This window comes from Deinococcus cellulosilyticus NBRC 106333 = KACC 11606 (assembly GCF_007990775.1).
GTDB classification, from domain to species: Bacteria; Deinococcota; Deinococci; order Deinococcales; family Deinococcaceae; genus Deinococcus_C; species Deinococcus_C cellulosilyticus.
This window is the reverse complement of sequence record NZ_BJXB01000045.1, coordinates 1-21,820: the sequence shown is the minus strand read 5'-3', so window position 1 is coordinate 21,820 and position 21,820 is coordinate 1. Positions and strand designations below refer to the sequence as shown.

Annotated in this window: 24 protein-coding genes; 4 read left to right on the top strand and 20 right to left on the bottom strand. The window is 54.2% G+C overall.

Translation table 11 applies throughout. The features are described from left to right. Positions 1-115 precede the first annotated feature (115 nt). On the bottom strand, positions 116-745 hold the full coding sequence (locus DC3_RS26890; RefSeq protein ID WP_146891198.1) for a hypothetical protein: 630 nt from the start codon (positions 743-745) through the stop codon (positions 116-118). A gap of 270 nt (positions 746-1,015) precedes the next feature. Beyond that, on the bottom strand, positions 1,016-1,228 hold the full coding sequence (locus DC3_RS26885; protein WP_146891195.1) for a hypothetical protein: 213 nt from the start codon (positions 1,226-1,228) through the stop codon (positions 1,016-1,018). Positions 1,229-1,548: 320 nt separating this feature from the next. Here DC3_RS26885 and DC3_RS26880 point away from each other — a divergent pair, with 320 nt between their 5' ends. Beyond that, complete coding sequence (locus DC3_RS26880; RefSeq protein ID WP_146891193.1) at positions 1,549-2,013, top strand: hypothetical protein; 465 nt, start codon at positions 1,549-1,551, stop codon at positions 2,011-2,013. Between the two features lie 31 nt (positions 2,014-2,044). Here the strand turns inward: DC3_RS26880 and DC3_RS26875 are convergent, their stop codons facing one another. The 18 genes from DC3_RS26875 to DC3_RS26795 form a co-directional block, all read right to left on the bottom strand. Further along, positions 2,045-2,653: a hypothetical protein gene (locus DC3_RS26875; RefSeq protein ID WP_146891190.1), complete on the bottom strand. Its 609-nt coding sequence runs from the start codon at positions 2,651-2,653 to the stop codon at positions 2,045-2,047. A 1-nt stretch (position 2,654) separates the two neighbouring features. Continuing rightward, positions 2,655-4,016 carry a replication initiator protein A gene (locus DC3_RS26870; RefSeq protein WP_146891187.1) on the bottom strand — a complete coding sequence of 454 codons (1,362 nt, stop codon included), beginning with the start codon at positions 4,014-4,016 and terminating at the stop codon, positions 2,655-2,657. Between the two features lie 534 nt (positions 4,017-4,550). Continuing rightward, positions 4,551-5,423, bottom strand: a complete 873-nt coding sequence (locus DC3_RS26865) for a hypothetical protein (protein WP_146891184.1) — start codon at positions 5,421-5,423, stop codon at positions 4,551-4,553. Between the two features lie 84 nt (positions 5,424-5,507). Beyond that, positions 5,508-5,762 carry a hypothetical protein gene (locus DC3_RS26860; RefSeq protein ID WP_146891181.1) on the bottom strand — a complete coding sequence of 85 codons (255 nt, stop codon included), beginning with the start codon at positions 5,760-5,762 and terminating at the stop codon, positions 5,508-5,510. Continuing rightward, positions 5,740-6,933 carry a hypothetical protein gene (locus tag DC3_RS26855; RefSeq protein ID WP_146891178.1) on the bottom strand — a complete coding sequence of 398 codons (1,194 nt, stop codon included), beginning with the start codon at positions 6,931-6,933 and terminating at the stop codon, positions 5,740-5,742. Before DC3_RS26855 ends, DC3_RS26860 begins: the two co-directional genes overlap by 23 nt. A 357-nt stretch (positions 6,934-7,290) precedes the next feature. Further along, positions 7,291-7,683 carry a hypothetical protein gene (locus tag DC3_RS26850; RefSeq protein WP_146891175.1) on the bottom strand — a complete coding sequence of 131 codons (393 nt, stop codon included), beginning with the start codon at positions 7,681-7,683 and terminating at the stop codon, positions 7,291-7,293. A 43-nt stretch (positions 7,684-7,726) separates the two neighbouring features. Beyond that, positions 7,727-7,966: a hypothetical protein gene (locus DC3_RS26845; RefSeq protein ID WP_146891172.1), complete on the bottom strand. Its 240-nt coding sequence runs from the start codon at positions 7,964-7,966 to the stop codon at positions 7,727-7,729. Between the two features lie 422 nt (positions 7,967-8,388). Further along, entirely contained in the window at positions 8,389-9,933 is a 1,545-nt protein-coding gene (locus tag DC3_RS26840; RefSeq protein WP_146891169.1) for a hypothetical protein, read from the bottom strand. Positions 9,934-10,105: 172 nt separating this feature from the next. After that, a complete protein-coding gene (locus DC3_RS26835; RefSeq protein ID WP_146891166.1) occupies positions 10,106-10,693 on the bottom strand; it encodes a hypothetical protein in 588 nt (195 codons plus the stop codon). A 73-nt stretch (positions 10,694-10,766) separates the two neighbouring features. Further along, on the bottom strand, positions 10,767-10,985 hold the full coding sequence (locus DC3_RS26830) for a hypothetical protein (protein ID WP_146891163.1): 219 nt from the start codon (positions 10,983-10,985) through the stop codon (positions 10,767-10,769). Positions 10,986-10,996: 11 nt separating this feature from the next. Beyond that, positions 10,997-11,941: a hypothetical protein gene (locus tag DC3_RS26825; RefSeq protein WP_146891159.1), complete on the bottom strand. Its 945-nt coding sequence runs from the start codon at positions 11,939-11,941 to the stop codon at positions 10,997-10,999. 120 nt (positions 11,942-12,061) lie between these two features. Continuing rightward, positions 12,062-12,400: a hypothetical protein gene (locus tag DC3_RS26820; RefSeq protein WP_146891156.1), complete on the bottom strand. Its 339-nt coding sequence runs from the start codon at positions 12,398-12,400 to the stop codon at positions 12,062-12,064. Continuing rightward, entirely contained in the window at positions 12,397-12,804 is a 408-nt protein-coding gene (locus tag DC3_RS26815; RefSeq protein ID WP_146891153.1) for a hypothetical protein, read from the bottom strand. The genes DC3_RS26820 and DC3_RS26815 overlap by 4 nt, the downstream gene beginning before the upstream one ends. An 80-nt stretch (positions 12,805-12,884) precedes the next feature. Beyond that, complete coding sequence (locus tag DC3_RS26810) at positions 12,885-14,189, bottom strand: hypothetical protein (protein ID WP_146891150.1); 1,305 nt, start codon at positions 14,187-14,189, stop codon at positions 12,885-12,887. Beyond that, on the bottom strand, positions 14,186-15,241 hold the full coding sequence (locus tag DC3_RS26805; protein ID WP_146891147.1) for a hypothetical protein: 1,056 nt from the start codon (positions 15,239-15,241) through the stop codon (positions 14,186-14,188). The genes DC3_RS26810 and DC3_RS26805 overlap by 4 nt, the downstream gene beginning before the upstream one ends. Continuing rightward, positions 15,238-17,808: a VirB4 family type IV secretion system protein gene (locus DC3_RS26800; RefSeq protein WP_186816292.1), complete on the bottom strand. Its 2,571-nt coding sequence runs from the start codon at positions 17,806-17,808 to the stop codon at positions 15,238-15,240. Before DC3_RS26800 ends, DC3_RS26805 begins: the two co-directional genes overlap by 4 nt. Continuing rightward, complete coding sequence (locus DC3_RS29425) at positions 17,801-18,151, bottom strand: hypothetical protein (protein WP_222594839.1); 351 nt, start codon at positions 18,149-18,151, stop codon at positions 17,801-17,803. Before DC3_RS29425 ends, DC3_RS26800 begins: the two co-directional genes overlap by 8 nt. 22 nt (positions 18,152-18,173) lie before the next feature. Then, entirely contained in the window at positions 18,174-18,509 is a 336-nt protein-coding gene (locus tag DC3_RS26795; protein WP_146891140.1) for a hypothetical protein, read from the bottom strand. A gap of 90 nt (positions 18,510-18,599) precedes the next feature. Between DC3_RS26795 and DC3_RS26790 the strand changes: the two genes are divergently transcribed. From DC3_RS26790 to DC3_RS26780, 3 genes are all read left to right on the top strand, one after another. Further along, positions 18,600-20,807, top strand: a complete 2,208-nt coding sequence (locus DC3_RS26790; RefSeq protein WP_146891136.1) for a hypothetical protein — start codon at positions 18,600-18,602, stop codon at positions 20,805-20,807. Then, positions 20,804-21,139 carry a hypothetical protein gene (locus DC3_RS26785; protein WP_146891132.1) on the top strand — a complete coding sequence of 112 codons (336 nt, stop codon included), beginning with the start codon at positions 20,804-20,806 and terminating at the stop codon, positions 21,137-21,139. Before DC3_RS26790 ends, DC3_RS26785 begins: the two co-directional genes overlap by 4 nt. 31 nt (positions 21,140-21,170) lie before the next feature. After that, positions 21,171-21,820: hypothetical protein (locus DC3_RS26780; RefSeq protein WP_146891129.1), on the top strand; the 650-nt coding region annotated here is incomplete at its 3' end.

Below are 21,820 nucleotides of genomic sequence, written 5' to 3'. Positions count from 1 at the left end.
AGCCTTGAATGGGACGACTGGAATGGCTTCATCTACGTCCAGGAGCCAAAACTTATCCCATAAAAGTCAGAAGCCTGGAAAATGTGTCACACAGTGATGTTAGGACGCATGGGTTTTATACGCTATGGTCCACCAGAATGAAGCAGTCGTGTTCCAGCGCGAACCTGCAGACATGAGCAAGACTTTCCAACTGGTACTTGAAGACATCCTCATAACTCTGGCTTTGCATCCAAATCCGGTCTTGCAGGTCCTGCTGCTTCTCCCGCTCAAAGGCCAGGTGTTGCAATCGAGCTGCGTCCATGACGTGTGCTGCACGGCCCAGAACATACCCAGAAAGTCCACCTTCTGGAAAATCCCACCCATGAATCTTTCTTGCAGGATCAGGGAACGCTGCAAAATCAGGATAGGTTCGGTGAAATCTGGGATCTGGTGGCTGGTTGGGGTCATAAAACCTGATCTCTGTCGGTGTCCCTTCGCAACAGTTCCACCCCCCATCAAAACCCCACAGTTCTCCTTGCCGGACCATCCAGCACCAGCTGGTTGAAACCGGTTGCTCTGCGTCTGCCATTTGAACTTGAAAGCTGTACCACATGGGTAAGTCATCAAGGTGATGGTCGATTTGCCGCTGAACTTTTTGCAGGTCCTGCCAGATCAATTGAGGATGGAACACCACACCTTCACCATCGAAAACATTTTCGGGTTCGATTTCATCGAACTCTTCAGGGGTTTCCTTCTCAGACTTCATCCAGGACAGATCCAGGTCGGGAACCTGATACTGAGGTGCTTGATGAAAGTAGAATAAATCGTGCCACTGTCGACCACGGCTCCCGGTGCTGATTTGCTGGAACCGTACAGGGGAAAACAGTTGAAAATGGTGGTCTGTTTCTGGCACCCTTTTAACGCAATAGAAATTGATGTCATAACCCATGGGTCTAAGTTTACCTGGCAAGATCCTCTGGAAGACCCACAGGTCTGGGTGCACCTGGGATAATGACAAGAAGAGTAATATAGGACATCAAATTTCGCTTAACGTGGAAAAATCTCCGTCCAGGGGAATGACCTCCTCTTGTGCGGGAATCAGGTTGACTTTCAGGTACTTGCGGACCAGCAGGCTGGCCCCTCGGTTTGGGTGGTTTCCAGAAACCTCCAGGACCTCCACGATCTTCCCGAGTTCACGGGCCAGCATCTCCACGTCTTCGGGGGTTCCCATTAGCCGGATCTCCACCATGTGTCCTCCTGTTATCTCCACCCTACAACACCAGATTAAGGCTGTCCAGCACGGCAAAAATCTATGATCTGCACTGAAATAGCGTATTACGGGAGTAGAATCTAGACATGGAAAGTTTGACCAATCCCTTCACCCTGCAGGCCACCCTCCGGAAGTTCGCGGTGTGGCGTCACAGCAGCGATCACCAGCAAGACGACCACCACCTGCCGTAACCCCGCTTCATTGCGGTCATCGAGGACGAAGCAGAGTTCCTGAGGTGGAAGGGCCAGAGCGACCAGCTGATCGAGCACCTGAAAGAAAAAGACTTCACCCTCCGCTGGATGCCGAGCTGGTTCAATGAGGTGTGGTCTCACGCCACCGTGTCGGTCTCCCGGGCTTACAAAGGCATGCACTTCCCGGAGGGGAAAGGGAGGGTGGAACTGGACCCCCTCAACAAGGACAGGGCAGAAGAGCGGCTGGCTGAGCTGCAGGCGGAGCTGCAGCCTGTGCTTCAAGCACACCCGTGGTTTCACGTGGAACTGAAAGCCCGCAAGCGCAAGCACCTGGTGGAAGTGACCCTCGAATTTCAGGCAGACCGCGCCCTCAGCATCCAGCAACCCACCGGCAACCGCTTCCGCCTGCAGGGACACACCCTGGAAGGGGAACACCGCAAGGATGTGAAAGTCGGGGTGGTGGTCCTCAGGGGGTTGCAGAGAGAGGTGATGGAGAACCTGCTCAGGAAACCCAGGTCAGACCGAAAGTGCCTGGTGTTCGAGCTCTTTAAGTTGCCCTTTTATATACCGTAATACGCTATTACAGCCAGATCGCTTGTTGACCTTACTGCGTCCTCTGGGAATTGAAGTACTTGATCAGCTCAACACACTGCCGCACCGCCCTGGTGTGGCACCGGACCATGTGCCTGAGGGTCCGCTCACGCTCTTTCTTTGACATCTGGCCACTGAGCTTGATGGTGTCCTTGCTCATGGCATCAATCATCTGTCGGAGCACCTGGGTGCGAACCTGGGGAATAAAGGACTTCCGGATCAACCGTTTCCACCTCAGAACGCCAAGAGAATTCGAGGGGGCCCAAAAGTAAGGCGTGATGTTTTCCGCCAGGATGTTCTGCATCTGGCCCGGGGCGAGCTTTCCTTTGCCGATTTCCAGAAGTTTGTCAATTCCTGCCCACAGGAAACTGATGGCCGCTGCGGCAGCGTCAAGGTGCTCGAGTTTGCTTGCATGGGACAGCTCGTAGATTTTGTTGTCCCGCTCCAGGCGCTTCACCTTCAGGTTGTAACACCCTGTGATGACCGCCCCCACAATCACCCCCAGCACCGAGATTCCAGCGGTGCTGATGGCACCTGTGGCCGCAATGCATGCCGGTTGATTTGCAGAGCTTTGCAGGGTCTGGCACCACATGAGGGGTTCGAAGAATTCAACCCAGCCCATTTCAGTGCAACTGGCCTTTCAGGTCCTCAATGAACTCACCCAGAGTGAGACGACCAGTGGCCAGGGTGACCTGCTCTTTCAATTCTGCGGCCATGATCCGACCGGAGAGGCATGCCTGCTCCAGCAATTTCATTTCGTCCTTGCTGAGGTGCTTTTTCAAGAGGAGGTTCAGGGCGGCTTTCGCTTCCTGGTACTGCTCTGCAGGGCTGAGGGTCTTGATCTGGGCTTGTTCCTGCTCGAACTGTTTGCGGGCCTCCTCTTCGGCCTGCTGTGCCCCTAGGCGGACTGCTTCGGCGATGGCCACTGCTTTCGCTGCAGGGGAGGGGGACAGGGCGTATTTGTCTGGGGATTTCAGGAAGTCCACAATCAACCCAGGCATGTTCTTGATCTGGTATCCGTCCGCTTTGCGCTGGCGGGCATAGCCGACTGCAGCTTCCACCCGGTCCTCATGCACCTTGACCACTTCCATGGCTGCCCCTCGGGCAAACCCCACCCCGATCAGCATTTCCACCAGCGCCGGATCAGGAGCCCCATCCGTCTGAAACCTGTAATGCAGGAATTGCTTTTTCCCACGGCCTTCCAGTGTGACGCTCTCCAGGTACTTCACGGCGATCAATTCGTCGTGCGCAGGGGTCAGGGTGCGCCTCACAATCTCGGGCCGGTCGCTGCTGATCCCGCAGGCCTGACGCCAGTCCTCCAGGCTGACGGTGAGCTCCATCCGCCTTTGTCCACCACGGTCCACCCTGTGGGCTTCCAGCAGGCGGTACAGGGCCCGGGCAGGGGGTTGCTCCAGCTGCAGGAGCAGGCGACCATCGAGGACCTGGGTGAAGCCTGCCCGGATGCTCTCAGAGAGCTGGTCCCCGAGTTTGATGCTGAGGCTGGCGCTGGCATCCAGGCCAGGCAGGTCCTGGTCATCGTTCTCGCGGTACTTGATTCGGTCAATGTACCGCATGGTGTCCGTGTCCCATTTGCGTTTACCTGCAGGATCGGTGATGCCCTCGCCGATCAGGAAGCCCGTGGCCCACAGGCGTTTGAGGCTTTCCCTGAGGCGGTCATAACTCAGACCGTTGTTTGGCAGTCCACTGAGCTCACGCAGCTCGTAGGCCGTGGTGTGCACCCAGCCGTGCTCCGGACAGCCTTGCCGCACAAACAGGGTCTGGGCGGCAACAATCACATCGGTGTCGATGCCATGGGGCCGTCCATAAGGGGTGACCCCTTCCACCCGGTAAGCAACGTCTTCAATTGCAAATTCGGATTTGATGGTGGTGATGGTGGTGTCCACCCGGGCCTGGATGCTGATGACCCCAACCTTGGCGAGGTTGCGTTCGTCTCTGCGGTCTGTGGATTTGTTGGATTTGCTCATGGCCACCTGTGGGTGATGTTGTTTATTTCTTTAAATACTAAAAGAAAACAACATCAGTGTAACGAAATTTTTGCCGTTCTGGTCACAAAACGAGTCCAGAATCACACAAAGGTGTCGCTATTTCCCAGGTCAAACCACACAAAGGTGTCGCTATTTCTGAGGGAAAACCACACAAAGGTGTCGCTACTGGCAGGGCAAAGGGGGCTTTCTGGCTTACGGCTGGCTTATGTTGTTCTGGACGGCGTATTTTTAAAACCACACAAAGGTGTCGCTATTCCTGGGTTTCCCAAATCACACAAAGGTGTCGCTATTTTTCGAGAAAACCACACAAAGGTGTCGCTATTCCGGGATTTTTTGAAATTGCGTGTGGGACGCAGCTCCTGTGTTTGCCGAGGAAAACCACACAAAGGTGTCGCTATGGAGGTGCTGGGAAAACCACACAAAGGTGTCGCTATTTTTCCGAAAAACCACACAAAGGTGTCGCTATTCCGGGATCGGTCTTCGCCTCCCAAGCCTGATGCCAGCCCTGTGGTTTTACATGTTCCTCGTGAGGATGGACATGTAGGCAAGGGTTACCATCAAAACCATGACGACGTACTTCAGCCCTATGTTGTAGTTCTGAAACTTCCAGACGTAAATGCAGTGCATCAAAAACAGCGCAAGGTAACCAAGCCCTGTGATCAGCCTCGGCTCAAGCATGATCATGATGCCTTGCACAATCAATGTGAAACTCCCCCAGTACACCAACACCCAGTACGCCAGCACCAGCGGTAGAGGCAAATCTTTATCAATGATTTTGATGGAGTCTTCCACATGTTCTTTCAGCTGATATTTCTTGACCACCATGTCCCAGAAGATGGAAGAGACGCAGCCCAGAGCGTACGTGAGGCTTGCAGTGGAGGACACCAGGAAAAACTTGCACAACAGAAAATACCAGCTGGTGAGGTGACTGCTGTTTCTGATGCCTGTGAACAAATCAATTCCAGAGGACAGCAGATAAACCATGGCCAGAAACAGCAATCCTGACACGGTGCAGGCCAGGAATCCATAAGCGGCTTTTTTGAAATACGTTTTGTCCTCTTCAGGAAGGTCAGGAAGACGGGCGAAGTTTGTGCAGGCATTGGTCAGGAAAAACATGATCAGGGTGAAGCCTGAAATAAAGCCCGGCAAAACCTGATGGTATTTCCGTGCATTGGTTAGGGTGAACAGCGCTTTTGGGCCACCCTCCTGCAGGGCATCTATACCCATCACAAACGTGTAGATGCCCATCACGAGTGCAGGAAGATAGATCATCAGGAACACCAGCAGGCGCAAGAAAAAATAGATCGCCAGGTAGCCCTTGAAGAAAAACCTGAGGTTTACCTCTTCGATTTGACGGGAAAGGGATTTGGGTTGAGTGGTTTCCACGTTATGCCCCCAAAGCCTGCATGACTATCGCGGCATCTTCAGAGTTGAATTTTCTAGGGTTCTTCAAAGTGATTCCAGCATACTTCAGCACTGTGACCTGAATGGCTTCCAGTGGCTCCTGAGCATGGATGCGGGCCAGGATGTGGTTGCGGATAGCTGGGGCAATCCTGTCGACACCATGGCCCACTTCACTTCCTGCTTCTGGGCTTCCTGCAGGCCCTGCTCAACCTGCTGACGGATTTTCTCTCCATCGTTCCCGGCCTGCAGGCTGGCGGTGACCTTTTGCTGCTCCTGGGCCTGGCACTCGCGGATTTCTTCATGCAGCCACCAGAAGTTCATTTCGGATCAGCAGGTTATACAGCCCTTCTTTTTTCAGCAGACTGCAGAACACAGCGGGTTTGCTGTGGGTCTGGAACTGTTCTGGCAGGTTCAATTCCATGCGGCGCAGCTGGGCTTCCTCTACCACCCGCCTGAGCAGGGTGATGACGTACTCCCAGTAGTCCAGTCCTTGGCGGTGGGACCACACCACCCCCCAGAGAAGTTTGGTGTAGAAGTGGTAGGATTTCCCGTCTTCCAGGTAGCGCTGTATGGATCGAGCGAGTCTGGCCACTTCTCGGGTGCGTTTGTGTCCAGTAGCTGCTTTCAGGCTCTCCAGAGAAAACGTCTTGATGTCGGGTAAGGGTTCCTCTGCTTCTAACGGATTTTTTTCGTGTGCGATAGATTTTTCACAATCTAAGGGCATCATAGATAAAGTTGTATTTTTATTCTTATTCCAATTCAACGTGTGATTTTCGAGCACTTCCCGTGCTTTACCTTTGAGGCTTTGTCCGCATTTAAATGATCCACGGGTTTCGTGCATTTCCTGGGTCAACCGCCACACGGTTTTCTTTTCCAGTACGTCCAGATTGACATTTCTGTACTGGGCATGGGCCTCTGCGTAAGGAATGGTGAGGTCAGGGCCAGTTCCGGCGTCCTGGGGATTCACCAGCACGGCAAAGATGGTGCCGTCGGTGATGGTGCGGTTTTCACGCTCCCAGTTCTCTCCTCCAGTGAGCACTTGAGCGGTGGTGTAGTGACGGCCCCGGGCAATGAGCTTCAGCCGGGTGAGGTGGTTGAGCAAGATGCGGCAGCTGTCCGGTGACACCTGCAGGTAACTGGCCAGCAGCTCCACGCTTCCGAAGAAGTACCGGACCCTGGGGGGTTCCCTGAGGGGTTCCATGCCCTCACTCAACAACTCCAGCACTTCTTGGTCTTCCTGGGTTTGCTGTTCCACCAGCAGAGCCAGTTTCCAGAGGGTGCAGTAGGTTTCCCACAGCCTTCCAGCGAAGTCTGCCCTGCGTTGCAGGATCGCCTGTGGTGGATCGTGGGGACATTCCAGGGCATAGACACCCGCGTAGTCTTTCCAGGACCGTTTACGGCTTTTTGGTGGGGTTGCAGCCTGTGCTGCAGCTTGCACGTCGGATTCCGATACGGGGAATCCAGCAGCAGCCAGCATTTGGGCAACCTCCATGGACCAGGACAGGGGCTGTTCCGCCCCGTTTGATTGAGGTAACACGTTTCGCTCCAATACTGTCAAAACCCCGATTGGGTCAGGGGAATGGGACTATAGACAATAGGGGGAGGACTCTGTTACACTCTAAGGTAACCACACCTTATAGAGGGATAACAGGTCCAGTTCGCAAGAGCTGGGCTTCTCTTTTTACATGGGCAATTCCTCCATGTCCAGATTCAATGGCATCACAATGGCAAGTCCACGGTGCACCACCGGGACATTCCAGAGTATAGCGCATCCGTGTGAAAGTTTCATATTAATCTTGCTCATGTAGCCCATACGATAACACAAAAACCTTCGTTCGTGCCTGTTATCTCACATTCCACTGGCCATAAAAGCAGGCAGAGGCCTGACTTTCAGGGAGTGAACCAGTTCCAGGGCAGAGTCGCTCAGGCTGAGGCTTTCGTTGAGTTTGACCTCTTCGATGGTGATGGTCCATTCGTTGCCCACGTCCAGGCCACAGGGGATGGCAGACCAGGCGGCCTTCCAGTTCTCTACCTGCACCGCTTCAATGACCTCTTCCAGCCAGTCTTCATGGATGCCATGCTGGTAGTCCATCAATCGGGATTCAAGGTGGGGAAGCATCCACAAAACAGCGGCCTTGCAAGCTTGAGTGTAATCGGTGTAAACCCCGCACTGGCTGATTTCTCCACCCATCACACCAAACACGATGAAAAAGGGATCCGTGGTTTGAATGGGGTTTTTCATTGGTGGTTCCTCCTGCACTGCATACAATTCAATGGCCTGTCATTCAGACAGCGTGAGGGGATTTGAAGGCGGTCTGGATGCTCTGCGCCTGGGACAGAAAGTGGAAAAACACGTAAATGGTGCTGCTCTGGTGGTGAACCATCATGGGAATGCCGGCCTCGTAGAGGGCATCGGTGAGCGCTGCAAAAGTGCTGGGTTCTGCTTCAAGCAAGCTTAATTTTCCGAATTCCTGTTCCAGAAAATCGGCATCACGGAATTTAAAATTTTGATGGGCAGCATCCATGGGTTTTCCCGTCCTTCGTCCAGACTTGAGGGTGAGGACATTGATGATAAGCCTTCTCCCACACAACCTTTTTGAGGGTTTTGGGTGGAAGGTTAGATGACAGTGTAACAAAAGTGTAGAAAACCTGCTGAAAAAAAACGGGGGTGTGTCCATCAGGGGATACCCTAAAATCCAGGGTTTTTAGACAAATTTCTAGAACGTTTTTTAAGTGTATTTTGTATACAATAAACATGAACAGGGATGGAGATGCACCAACAGATGCTGTCAGCACATGGTGCAAGGCCTCTGAGGACCGCCACCGTCTTGTTTTTGCACATCAGCTCCATTTTGGATGGGAACAGGCGTCTGCACTGCACACCCCATCAGCATTCCAGCCAAAAACACCAGCATGATATATTTCCGCATTTTGAGCCTCCGCATGCTCACAGCACCTGCTGGCGCGTCGCCAGTCTGGTTGAAAGATGGTCCAGCACAGCCATAAAAACCACCCGTTCAATCCCATGGGCGTTCACAAACTCTGCGTGTGCTGTCGCCGCAGCAAACCGAGAGTCAGTCACTGGTGTGCCCCTGAGCACATCCAGAATCATTTGTGCCCTGCACAGGTGCTTTTTAGGATAGCCTTCCAGCTTCTTCTGCACGGTTCCCAAAATGTTGATGCCGTGTTCCGCCACGATCAACATGCCTTTGCAGGCTTCTCTGAACACCCATTTCTGGGTTCGCAAAGCACCCAACTGCAGCGCATGGGGAGCCACATTCTTCATGAAGTGGATCAGCACCTTGCAAGCACTGTCTTCCAGGGTGGCCACAGCATCAAGCTGTGCAAGGTGGAAGTCAATGCTCTCCGGCAGGTCTTCATCTGGAAGCAGCATGCTGGCCTCCAGAACACACACCGACCACATGGACCTGAGGATGGAGGAGTGTTCAATGAAAGGCATGTCAAGGTCCAACAGTTTTTTCAGGCCCTTTGCATCTCCGGTGTAAGCCAGAGCGATCCCTGAGAACAAAGCAGCCAGAAAGTTTCCCATTTCATCGGCTTCAATGTTGTCAGCCTCCCTCAGCACCCGATCCACCAGGGGAATGAGGGTTTCACGGCGGGTCTTGGGGTTGCGGGACAAAGGCAAATTGGCCTGCAGGGCATCCATCAGCGCATAGGTGGTGCGGCACAAACCAAAGATCTTGCCCACAAAAGGGTTGGGGGCGTCTTCAGGAACGCTCTGGGTTTGATAAGTGAAGATCTCGTAAGCCTGGTCCCGGAACATGGAAGACACCCGGTCACCAATCAGCACACTGGCCCAGAAGATGTAGTCTTTCACGCAGTCGCACAGGTCTTCATTGACGGTGGCATACTTGCGTGAGAACTCAAGGCCCTTCTGGATGGTCTGTGCATAACGTCCCACCATGAATTCCAGACGCACCTTTTGGAATTCAATTCGAGCGATGCTTTGTTGATCTTCAAGGACCACAAAGCTGTCCTGTGCCCGTCTGAGGAGCATTTCAGCACGCTCGGTATTGCACAGGGAGATGTGAGCGCCAGCAAGCCCCAGATCCGCAATTCCGCGCGCCCAGGCGTCCGTAAAGTAAACCCCATAAGGGCGTATTTTTTCACGAAGACCCTCACAGAACTCCACAACCCGTTTCAGGTCCCTGCGGTCTGCAAGAACCAATTCATATCCAATCCTGATCCCCTGGGCCATGCGTTCATCGGACAGTTTCTCCAGCTGGTTGAACAGCAGGGCTGCCCGAGCATCACGTTCAGATTTGGTGATGTGGCCATGCTCCAGGGCTGAGTTGAGCAGGTAGAATTCACAGTCAATGATCCGGCAGTCCCGTTTGGGGTCTTCAGGAAGGTCCATCAGGGCCTGAATCAGTTGAGGAACAGTGCATTGACGTCTGGCAGTTAGAAAAACGTCGTCCCACACTGCAGGTGTGATGATGGCCTCTTGCAGATCCTGGGGATTCTTGTTCACCACAGCGCTCCTTGGATTCAGCGATATGGGCAGAAGGTAACAAACCTGAGGTTTATTGGAGGTTGTCAGGGGGTTGTCAAAAGATGCCACTCTCACACCAGTGAGAAAATGCGTCAAAAAACCAAGTTATTCAGCTTGGCTTAAGGTTCAAAAGTTTTTTTGATCCCAAAAGTTATTTGAACAGGGCATTCATTTCTTGTATTCCCACGTATCTCAGGGAGATTCGCATTTCCTCTTTAACGTCCTCTTTCATCTTCAACACCTCTTCTTCAGCTTCCATCACAAAAACAAAAATACGGTCAGGCTTGATTTCACTCACGTCCTCACCGTCCCCAAAAAAATGCTTGTGAATGTTGTAAATCGACCTCCTGGTGATGCTGTCCCTGGCATGAATGGCAATCGTCTGGTTGTCTTCACCCCGCATCAAGGCAATCGTGCCCTTGCCGTAGTTGTTGTAGGTCTCAGGACGACCAAAGCCTTTTTCCTTCAGTTCATGGATCGCAAAGCGCATGATCAACATGCTCAGCAAACTCGACTGAGAAGGCACATAAATATTTGTCAGTCCGATTTTCAATCGACCCTTCTTGGACAGCACGTACACCACAAAATTCGACACCCGCTTTTGCATCAGGTAACCCTCGCGGGTCGCTGCCCTGAACGCCACAGGGTACTCACGTTCAATTTGCGCTTTTGTGGCTGCGCCCCAATCCCCAAGGTCGTTGATGAGGTCATCCAGGGTGTTGGTCGTCACGGTGTTCACCGTTCCAGCTTACTAAATATTCTGTTACGAAGTGCGGGGGGCCAAAATGCAGCCTCCCGCACAACCAAAACCTTCACCTTCTGCTTGCGCGGACAGGGTGGGGGTCATCATCAGGACTCATCTCGCCATACATGATCCAGTGGTCGGTTTCCTTCTTGCTGCGCTCCAGTTCACCCTGCAGCACGGACCTGGACCCTTCCCCAGCACCCTTAAGGATGCCCAGAAACAGGTGGTACACCAGGGTCCAGATGAGCTGCAGAGTGAACTTCACAACCAACCACAGGGTTTTCATGTGGTCTCCTTTCAAACGTGCACCAGGGTGCCTCTGGGGTCAATGTGACCGGACTTGATGTCCTTCAGGGCCTCTTCAATCTTGAAGACCTCCCACTCGCCTCTCTTGACCCCCACCACGGCCCAGTAGAACACAGGCTCAGGTTCAAACAGGGGCAAAAGGTTCTGGTTCGTATATGCATGGTACAGGGTCTTGCCGTGGGTGGTTCCAATCAACCGGGAACCGGATTTGAGGCCGTTGCGGATGAACTCTGCTTCTTCCTGGCGGTTGATCTCGTCCACCCCAATGATTCTGGGGTTCTGGTTTTTGGTGGCCTCCTCGATCAGTCCAGCCTGGGCCGCTTTGGATTTCACAGGCAGGCGGTCACAGTCCCCAATTCCTGGGTGCTGGATGTCCCCATCCCCGGTGACCTCGCCGGAGGTGTCCACAATCACGGTCTGCATCGGCATGTACTCGGCGGCCACACTGAGGATGCCCCGCAAGATGGTGGTCTTCCCGAGTCCTGCCTGGCCAATGATCAGCATGGACGGGTCCTCTTCAATGAACTTGCGGAAGTGCTCTCCGATCCCCCCAAAAAACCTGCCCATCCGGAAGGTGTACCCCAGTGGGGTGTCTGCAGCACTCATCACCCGGCTGATGCGGTGGCCCGTGCCCTCGATGCCGCGCCTGTTGTCGTCCCGGAACGTTTTGCACTTCGAGGCGATGAACTGCAGGTGGTCCCGGGTGATGGTCAGGGGATACTTGCGGTATTTTCCATCAATGAGGACCCACAGGGGCATCCCATAACGGATTTTGATTTCTTCGAGGCGCGTGAACGCCTCATCCCCGATGCACTCCCGGATGTCCCTGGGCAGGTACTCCTTGAATTTGGCAAGGTCGTACTCCTGGTTCAGGATCGGGTAAGTGAAGGGGCCTTTTTTAATGTCTGCTGTGGCCTGCACGTCCAAAACTTGCATGGATGCTCCTTTCAGAAATCCGCAAAGGAAAAAAAGACATTGCAAAAGGGCTGCCCGGTAAGGCAACCTTTCTGGTTTGAAACTCTGAATTTTAGGCACCCTTCCAATAGCTTCAGCTGTTCAGTGGTGTTTGAACCCTGCATGGCCCTTCCTTTCAGAGATGCGAACCGGGGTGAAGGTGCTGCGCTGCTGGTTCTGTTCTTTGAGGTTTCCGTTCATCTCTCCTATTTCCTGCCGCAAACGGACCACTTCACGTCGGATCGTGAATGACAGGCGCACCATGGCCGCAAGGAACAGGCACAACAGCAGCAGGGGAAGGCCCTTGGAGTCAAAGGAAGCCATCCAGATCCCAAACCCCACGAACATCAGGCTGATCAGGTTGTAAGGGTTGAAAATGCGCCCTGTCAGCTGATCGCTGGCGGTTTTTCTTTGCTGAACAACGGTTTTGTTGACAATCATGGTTTGGCACTCCTTATTCTTCTGGGGATGTCTGAGATCTTGATCAGGTGGGCTTTGTCCACGGTGGTTTTGAACCACTTGAGGTAAGCGTCGGCCTCGTTTGCTGGCACCAGTTTGATGTCTTTTGGGTACGGCACTTTGCCCAGGCTTTTGCTGGTGAACACGTAATCGTCGATCACCAGCACTGACTCTTTGGAGTTCACCTGGGCTTCAAAAGTGGCCACACCGAGCAAGGTGAGGGCGTTCACCGTGGTGTCAGGTTTGAAGCTGAAGAACGGCACGGTCACGGTGTACACCCGCACCTGACGGGTCTTGTCGAGCACAATCAGGCGAAACGCATCGGCAAGCTTCACGTCGGCAAAATGCGGGGTGTAAAGCAACACCCGCTTTTGCGCCACAGCCAAGAGGTCCAGCACCTGGTTGTACGTGACGGCCTTCTGTGCTTGCCCGAGCGAACCCAGGCAAGCACAGAGGCACAGGAGCCTCAACGTTTTAATGAGTGACCTCCGAACATGGCGATGGTCAGGGCAGGCACCCCGAACATGATGAGTCCTGCAAGCACAATGCCGATGGCAAGCCGCATGATCAGGAGCCCGAACCCCACAAATTGATCCGCAAGGCTCGCCATGAGGAGGTGTATTTCCTGCCCGATGGTTTTGAACCAGTCTCCAGCCGAAGACAGGAAAGACAGGATTCCACCGTTGGTGACCTTCTGGCAGTTGTCGGTGTCGATGTTGTTCGGGTCTTTTTTGCGTTCAGCTTCGCAGATGTCCAGGGCCTCTTTGACTTTGGTGTTCAGTTCATTCACACCTTTGTTGCTGATCTCCTGCTGCTTCTGGGCGTACCAACCGAGGTTTGCGGTGTAGGTCTTCATGGCCTTCACGGGCTGCACAAAGGCTGTGTCAATGGCGAACACCAGCACCAGTGGCATCAGCATCATGGCAAGCATGCAACCCATCCAGGTGGCCAACATCGTCCAGATCACGCGGGTTTCCCCCCAAGGCAAGAGTCCAAAAGCCACAGGCAGACCAATCAACACCACCAGGGTGCTCCACCCTGCACCCTGGATCAGGGCCATGTAACCGGTGATGAAGTAGTTGAGGGCGGTGAAGGTTCCCCCGAGGCTCTGGAAGAGGAATTCCACTCCGGATTTTGCTCCGGCCTCCACCCCCTTGCCGACTTTCTGAATGCCAGCGCCCAGTTTTCCCAGTTCGCCAGATGCCACTTTCCCAGCGAGTTGCTTTTCAGTGGCAACCATGGCCCCTTTGGCTTCAGGAAGCATGATGGTGGTGGCCACCAGGGTTCCGGTGGCAATCATGTCGAGGAAAGCATCTTCGGCCTGCTTCATTTTGACATCCACGTTCGTGCCGAAGTTGTTCACCCCAAAGGCGTAACTGGAAGTCACCCCTTCGGTGATCATGTAGCGCAGGGAATACTTGGCATCCGATCCCATCCAGGAGATCAGGCCGCAAGCCACAGCCCAGGTGACCAGCACATCCTTGACGTGATGGCTGTTCCCAGTTTTGTATGCCTTCCACATCCCTGCAGCAAGGCCTGCGCAGGCAATGGCAATGCCGACGGTGATCCACTGTTCGTACACACCTTTGCCCACCTTGGAGGTGACCCCGTAAAACTCAGCGAACGGGTCCCCCACAAAGCTGGACATGTAGGTGGTGAACTGACTGGATTGCCATGCCAGCCAGTCTTTGGTCTGCTGGATTTCTTGCTGCTGGGCTGCAGCAACCCCACAGACCACCCACAACAGCATCACCCACAGCACCCGACTCATGGGGTCCCCAGGAAGTCATCGAGGTTGCCGTTCACATTGGAGCCGGGATTGACAAGGCTGTTGAAACTGTGCATCACCGAAGCAAGCTGCCTTGCAGCTTCCCCTGCCTGCTCCAGGTTCTCAGAAGCAATGAGTTCCAGTTGCTCTTTCAGCTCATTTCGGGCTTCTGAAAGGGCACTTTCTGCCTCATTCAGTTTCATGAGCAGTTGGGTGTTTTGCATCACCCCCTGCTTGGCAATTTCGGTCAACACCTGCAGCTCGATGACCCTAAACGACGCATCTTGCTTCATGTACTCTCCGAACGCTTCAAGCTGCACCTGTTGCACTTCACGGGTCGATAAGGCCGTTTTGCCTTTCTCAACGAAGGTGTCGGCAATGCCTTTTTTCACCGGAGTTCCGATGATGCTCCCTGCAGAACTGAGGGCAGGCTCCACTGTGGTGGCAATGTTTTCCAGGTTCTGCTCGGTCAGTTTCTTGCCTTTGGCGGCCTTGGCCAGTTCCTCAAAAGCATCTGCCGTGCGCTGGAAGCGTCCAGCTTGCTGGGCAATGGCCAGATTGGGGTTGTTGTTGGCTGCGAAGTCGGCAAGCCCTCCCGGGGTCACCACCGAAAAGCCTTTGTTGTCGTCGTGAAATTGGCCGTTCGCCTGATCTTTGAGGGCTTTGCCCATGGCGTTCATGAGGGCCTGCCGAAACTCCCCATAACTCTGGGTCAGACCCTGGTACAGGTCATCGGTGTACTTGTTGAGTTGCTTTGCCCCCATCTGGTTGGCAATGTGACCCACCAGGTCAGAGGTGTACCTGCCGATCAGCTCCTTGCCAAACTCTTCCCAGTCACCGTTGATGATGTTGTCGGCCATGAAGCCATAACTGTTGGCAATGTTGCAAATCCACTCGAAACTGTCACTGCCTCCCCACCAGCCGTTGTTGCCGTTCACGGCGACTTTACAGCCATCTTTGAGGTACTGTCCAATTTGCTCAAAGGACTGGGCCTTGGTGGTGCCCACAAGCAAGGTTGGGGTCACCAACACCAGCGCCAGCAGCAGCTTTTTCATGATGCATCCTCCTCTTCATTGACGGCAAAGTCAGAAAGTCGGTACTTGCCCATCACAATGTTGGTGAGGGCCTGATCCACATTGCCTTCTGCATCCTCAATGGCTTGTCTGCGCAACTTGCGATGATCAGCTTTAGAAGAGCACAACCAGAAGAATTTAGCGCTTTCCTCCACCCGGATGACTTCCCCGTGAAACACATCGTCGTTTTCTGGCATGAACAGCAAAATCCATTCCGCAAATTCAGCGTCGGTTTTGGCAAGGCTCTTGGCCATCTGCACGGCCACTTCAGGAATGCCCAGGTTGCGCAGACCTTCTTCCTCTGCAGTCTTGCCAATGAAATAGAAGTTGAAAGACTTCTTCACACCCCCCATCTCATCAAGGTCGTTGGGGGACTGGGTGGCCCCACCCACCGCAAGGTTGTAAGAACGCCCGATCTTGAGAGCTTCCTCAAAGTAATCCCGGTCCACCTCGGTTTTCAGTTGGTTCTTCAACTCGTCAATGAACAGGGCCTTTTTGACATCCTCAGGCAAATTCCGGGCTTGATTCCACACCCGGTCCATGATGATGTGAAGTGCAATTTTGCGTTGCTGTTCGTCTTTCTTGTCGATGAGGGACAGGTCGTAGTACAAGAACTGAACATCGGTGTCAATGTTGGTGTACTGGTCGATGATCATGCCCCATTCGGTGTCGTCCCCAGTGTACTCACGGAGCCGGAACGCAATGGACCGTGCCAGCATGATTTGTTCCTTGGTGAGGGGGTCCCCGTTGTCCTGGAACGACATGGTTTGCATGGTGTCCGCCACATCCCGGAGTCTGGGGGGTTTTTCTTCCTCACAGAATGCCCTGTACGTCATGCGAATGGCGTTCTTGATGATGGAATCTTCCTCTCCAGCTTCCCGCTCGTGGCTGCTCCTGGGCACGAAGTTGCGGATGATGGTCAACAGGAATTTCAGTTTGGTGGCAGTGGGTTTTTTCTCCCCGGGCATCAGGTCCATGGGGTTGATTTTGTTGGGACTCGACCCACCAAATTTGATGGTCACCCCGTTCAGCCACTCGATCCAGTCTTTGAAGTCTGTTTTCCTGTCCACCACAGTGAGGCGCATGGAGCTGTAGCGGTGGATCAGGGCGGTGAAAAACGACTGGAATTTGAAGGTTTTACCGTAACCGGAAGGAGCAATGCCAAGAAAGTGACTGGCGCTGGTCCCGGCCTCGAAAGGATCAAAGGTGGTGAGGTCGTTGCAGCGGTTTCGGTACGCAATGGTGCTCGTTCCCACACCCTCATAAGGGGCTATGGGGGGGAAGAACGCCACGGCGTTGGTCTCAATGGCTTTGAAGCCGAATTCTGTCCGCTTGCCGTTGAAAGGGGCAAGGCTCAAATAGACGGCGCGGCTCTGAAAGCCGTGTGCCACAGGTCTTCCTGCATGAAACAGGTTGAAAGCACTGCTGGCCTCATTGACCATCTCATCAAGCTCCATCTGGTCCTTGGCGAACAAGAGCACATGCACACCGCACTCATACAGGTGATCCCCATGCTGGTAAAGCATGGAGAGGGTCTCCTGTAGGTTTTTGTAACGCTCCTGGGCTTCAGGGCTGGGGGCCACTTTGGTGCTGTTGACGGTACCGAAAAGGCCACGCATGGCCGTTTCCAGTTTCTCTTTTTCCATCTGAACATCCAGATGACCAAACTCCAGGCAGAACATGTAAGATCCAGCTGTGATGGCCTCTGCAATGGCTCCAAGCACACCAAACTCCGTCACCCTGGGAAGTTGATACAGGGAAACTGCGTACACCAGTGTAGAACCCACCACCACCTTGTTGTGGTCTTCCAGGTTCACTGGAGTGTGGAAAATCTGGCGTTTGAGGGTCAAAAAGTCCCGCTGGCCTTTGATCATTGGGGCGTTTGCGTAACGCTCTGGACCCTCCTTGATGAACTTGGGAGGGGTGCTGCTGATCAGATCCAGGTTGGCATACTTGTAGCACTCACTAAAAATGTCCTGCTGGGACATTGTTTCTGCAAGGTACCCGGCCTGTTTGAGTTTGAGGAGCAACTGATTACGCTGGGTTCTGGCCCACAGCACAGCCTTCTGCAAGTGCGTTTCGGTGGGTGGGTTCGTGACCGCAAACGGCATGGGGGGGGTGCAGGTGCAGGTCACAAAAAACTCCCACCGTTTCAGCACACGTTTTTTACGCAGGTCATCCAGCAATTTCTGGCGTTCTGAAACCAGATACGCTGCTTTAGGGTTCTTGCTTTCCGCTTTGGGGAAGTAGGTTTCCAGGGTGCTTTTGGATGTGGGGGCAACTTTGATGTAAAGACGCATCCGTTCCCCTTCTGGCACGCCTTGCTGCAAAAGGCTTTTCAGTTCAAAATGCCTGGCATCCAGAGTGCTGTCTGTGACCCGCATTCTGGAGGGGGGCTTGATGCGGATGCCGTACTCAATTTTGCCGTCTTCCAGCACCATCAAGTCATCTTCGAGATCCCAGTAAGGCTGGGTTTCATTGATGCTCCCCACCCGGTCAGGTTGTGCTTTCTTGACCTGTTTTTGCTGCTGGGAGCCAATCTTAAGCATCTTGCTCCTCCTTCTTAAAGGGCCTGAGAGGGATGGGCTTCTGGTCAGGCTGAATCTCGTAGCGGTCATACCCGCTCCAGAACTGCCAGAAATGGACATGGCGCTTGGGGTATTTGCTGGTTTGCCTGCGGAAAGCCATGACTGCCAAGAAAGCCAAAATGGCACAACCCACGGCAAACAGTGTCTGGGTGGATGCATTGGGAAAGAGCCTTTTTCCCGCTTCCATCCCCATCAAGAAGCTTCCAATGATGCCCATCAAGTCGTAAACGGTGAGGCTCCCCAAAATACCGTGACGGGTATCTGTGCGATACCCGTCATGACGTCGTTGTGCTGGCTTGTTCATGATGATGGCTTTGTTTATAGGTTCAGCATCCAGAGACAACGACAGCGATGATGGCTTTGATGGCGGCCAGACCCAGGATACCTGCAATCGCACCGTACAGGCCTTCTTGGGTTCCTTGCTTGCCGAACAGACGGCCAATGAAGTAACCCAGCAGGGCCACGGCCAGACCGGCAGCGATCAGCTTGGTGCCTGTGAACCAGGAGAGGAAACCGTTTCCTTTACAGACAGAATCACCAATCACATCACCGGGCTTGGCATTACCACCCCCGGTGATCACCTGGGCGAATGCTGGCGCAGACACTCCAACGATCAGGAACACCAGCATCATCAGACGGGCTTGAAGGGTTTTGAGAAACATTCGTATTCCTCCTAAGAGATTTAGCGCTTTGAACGCCTGTTTCTCACTTTACACTATGAAACTTTCACAAACAAGAGTACACTGTCTGTCATGAGTGACCAACCTTTCGCAGACACCAAAAACCGCCTGGAGGCCGAGTTTGCCCGCCTTGGCCTGAACTTGGAGATTCCCGCTCCAGACAGCCCTGACTTTGTTCAATTCTTTGCGGATTTTGAGAAAAGCCATCCCGAGAAAGCCCAGGAGCTCCGGGACGCCATTCAAGCAGAGTTCGCCAGCACCCAGGTTCCCGACTACACCCCCAAACGCAGCCCACTGGGCAAGTGGATGGACCTCACAGACCGCCTCCGCACCCAGGCGTTCATGCGCCTCGGCTCAGATGGCAAAAGCATGGTCTATGACAAGAACAAATCCATGGTCTGGCTTGCAGCCGTGACCATCATCGGGGTGGGCGGCTACTTCACCCTGTCCAGCCTCCCAGAAAAGAAAGCGGCCAACAACACCACTGAAGATCAACAGGTGAGCATCAACCCTTCCGGGCAGGAAGAGATTGCCAGTTCCACCCCTGAGGGCACACAGGCATCTGATCCTCATGAGGCCTTCCTGGGCGAAACCAACAAAGACCCCGGAGTGCTCGACAATGGTGTCCAACCATCAAACAGTGACCCCACCTCCGCCCTCGCCCCGGCTGATGCCACAGCAACTGCGGAATACAGTGACGTGCCCGCACCCCCCCCAGCATTCCATGAAATCGACACCCCAGAACAGTTTCAACCCAGTTCTGGACAATCCACCTTTGCTGCAGGCCACAACCCCAGCACACCCACTGCAACAAATGCATCCCTCTCCACTTCCTCTCAACCCACCATCACTCCGGTCAGCACCCGGCCTTACCCCATCACCATCAAATCCAGCACCACCCTTCCGAAATACCAGGGTTCCGGCATTCAGGGTTCTGGCAATGGAGGGCAGGCCCTCCAACCTTTCGCCAGTGACACTTCTGCTGCAAGTGGTCAAACCAGCAAGCCCATCCACCTGAAGACCATCCCCGCCGAGAACCTGAAAAACCTTGTTTACCAGACGCCTCCCTCTCAAGGCCAAACCAAAATTCAGGAGCGTCCGGCGATCAACTACCAGGGCAGCAGTGCCCCCAAAGGCACCGACAAAAATGCTCTGGCCTATCAAGCCGCACAACAACAGCAGCAAGACAAAAACGCCCTGGCCTACCAGTCGCAGAAAAAGCAGTGGCAGGACAAAAACGCCCTGGCCTATCAGGGCTCTGCCCCCAAAACCACTGACAAGAATGCCCTGGCGTACCAGAGCACTGCCTCCAATGGGCAGGGTGCGGACAAAGGGGGGGTGTCCTACCAGGGCTCCAAGACCAACCCGAGCTACAACGACAAGAACGCCATTCTGTTCCAGCAAGGCTCCAAAAAAGGCGGTGAGGGCAATGGGACCTACCAGGTAAACGCTTCACAGAAACAACCCGTGTCCACCACAGCGGTTTTTGAATTCACCCCCAAAGGCAAAACCTCCACTGGAGGGAACTCTGTCAACGAAGTGGCCTCCAGGGGCAAGGCGTCCACCCCGGATCAAAATGACGTTTCTGGGGACCCCACTCACCCCAGTGGTCCTGCCATGGTTGCTGGTGCTGAGGCTCCTTCTGCGGTGCTGCCTCCTTTCGGTGCTGAAACCCCGGCTCCTGCTGCCCTGACCTCCAGCGGTTCCAGCACTGCCCAAAGCGGGGGTCAGCAGGTTGATCCGAATGCCCCCACCTTCACCCCCACCGAGATCCTCGATGCCCAGCTGGTCACCGGGATTGCCACGGTGCAAGGCCGTCAGATTCCCGTGGTGGCGAAAACCAGCCTGGGCATGTTCGTGGGCCATGCAGTGCTGGACACCCAACTGTCTCGCATCCAGATGGAATTCAACCGGATGGTCAAAGACGGCAAGCTGTACGAAGTGGCTGCCCTGGGCTTCGAGTCGGGCAGTCTGATCCAGGGTGTTCCCGCAACCACCCGCGACGTGGCTTACAACCTCGCAGCGGACCTGCTCCGCAGCGGTCTGAATGGCCTGAACACCTATGCTCAGGGCCTCGCCAACGGCAGCACCACCACCTTTGGAAATGGCATCACCACGCAGAGCCAGAATGCTGTGCCCCTCTCTACGGTGCTGGCCGGGGAACTCGGTAAAGTGTTCAAGCTCCCAGACAACACCCAAACGTTTGTGAGGGTGGGCGAAATTCCTGCAGGGACCCCTTTCAGCCTGATCATCGGCATTCTGGAAGACTCCGAGCAATGATCAGGGGGCACCTGGACATGCAGACCTCACAGGCCATCACCGGAGCATTCTTCGTGACCGTTTGCGCCCTGCTGATGGGAGGCATGGCCGGGTTTTTTCTGGTCGCAGGGCACGCCTCCCTGATGGTTCAGGTGCTCATCTCTCTGGGTTTTTTGCTGACTGCGGTGCTTCTCCATCAACGCCGGGACAATGTGGATGTCCTTTACAAGATGAACCCGTATTGCACCAAAGAAGACATGCAGCAAATCTTGTACGTCAACCGCACCGTGTTCTATCCCCTGTTCACTGTGGTCTACTTGCTGGCCCTGAACCTATTTCCATTGCTGTTCTGACCTCAAGCAACCCACCTTTCTGGAGGCCCCCATGTCCAAAATTCAGCAGCTGTACCCAGGGCTTGACGCCGTGAGCATCTTCATGAACACCCAGATGTGGCCCCAGGGCCGCACAGTCCTTGTTCTGGGAGGTGCCAGCTTCACCGGAAAAAGCATGGCCGCTTGCCGGATTGCTGAAGAGGCACTGGCCCAGGGCCGCAACGTGCATTACGCCTCCCCGGTCCAACCTGAATCACAGGATGAAATGTTTGCCCAGCTTGTACACCCCTGTTACCACCTGCACCGCTTCTCCTGGTACACCAGCGCCCCTCACCACCACAACAACCAGACCAAATTTCTGGAGGTCCTGTCCACTTTTGAGAACGTGGCCACCCGAACTTCTGGAGCGGTGTTTGTGATGGACCACCTGGTTCCACACCTGACAGAACACCCGGACAGGCTCCTGAGATTCATGTCGATGCTGGATGCCACTTCTGGCTCTCTGGTGCTGACTTGCCGCTCTGGTCGTCCTGCAGAAGACCAACACCGGAACTTTGGGATCAACCGCCTTCATTCCATCTTGCAGCAGCGCATGCAGCAAGTGCAGGCCGCAAAGCAACCCGAAGATTACCTGCTGCATGTCCTGTCCCATCAGGTGGAGAGCATCTGCAGTCTGTCCCAGTACTTCAGTCTGCTCTTCTT